Below are 842 nucleotides of genomic sequence, written 5' to 3' on the forward strand. Positions count from 1 at the left end.
TAAAGTTTGCTGGCTCTACAATCCCAGTATACCATAAACCTTATGGACCAGCGTTTGATAAACCACAAAAGACCACCTAAATGGTGGTCTTTTATCAAACAAACTATTTCCCATTATGTTCTCTTTGGAAGGCTTCCATAGCCTTGAACTGTTCTAGTTCTTTTTCATTAGCTGGTTGCTTGCCGAGATATTTATATTCAAACAAGTCCATTCGAGCACTTGGACCATAACCACTTTCCAACCATGGGGCATAATCGAAGTCTACTGATAATTTATTATTTTCATCTAAGTGAATAATACAAATATACCAATCTGCCAAGTCGTTCTCAACAAATACTTTTTTTAATTCTTGCGACTTCTCAAACAATCGATCTGTTTGACTATAAATTTCGAATTTATCTACACCAAAATCTCTAGGAATGTATAAATAATAGTGATATTCATTCTTATATTTAAAATAAAAATAAACTTCTCCACTACATGTTTTGTCCATTTCAATTACAATATACAAATCATCCCACTCTACTGGAATCATATCGTTGGCTTGATGCACGATTTCGATAATTTTTTCATTCATTAGTTCTTCCATTTTATCCTCCGATTTGCTTGGATCTTTTTTTCGTGTTTAGTATTCCTCATCTGCGAATGGAACTGCATCCTTACTGATAGGTCACTATCATAAAAATAAGGAGCAATACAAACAGTGCTATACTGAGCAAGAGGGTTACAATTTTTACCAATCGGTTGTTCTGCCAGTATCCTGGTTTTCCGATATTGCTGGTCGCATCCATGGAAAAGAGTTGGCTTTGGCGAGGTTGGATGAGAACCAGGACAATCAAGGC

Annotated in this window: 2 protein-coding genes; both read right to left on the reverse strand. The window is 35.6% G+C overall.

From position 1 onward, the window contains the following. Window positions 1-103: 103 nt before the first annotated feature. Window positions 104-589, reverse strand: a complete 486-nt coding sequence (locus GMD6S_RS09685; RefSeq protein WP_000391898.1) for an immunity protein YezG family protein — start codon at window positions 587-589, stop codon at window positions 104-106. 70 nt (window positions 590-659) lie between these two features. Next, the coding region (gene asp5, locus GMD6S_RS09690) for an accessory Sec system protein Asp5 (RefSeq protein ID WP_000629747.1) at window positions 660-842 on the reverse strand (183 nt) is incomplete at its 5' end.

It is taken from the genome of Streptococcus sp. GMD6S (assembly GCF_000297015.1).

What these genes read in the sequence shown, in the direction of transcription:
- GMD6S_RS09685 (WP_000391898.1), bottom strand. Translation starts at nt 589, where the DNA reads ATGGAAGAACTAATGAATGAAAAAATTATCGAAATCGTGCATCAAGCC.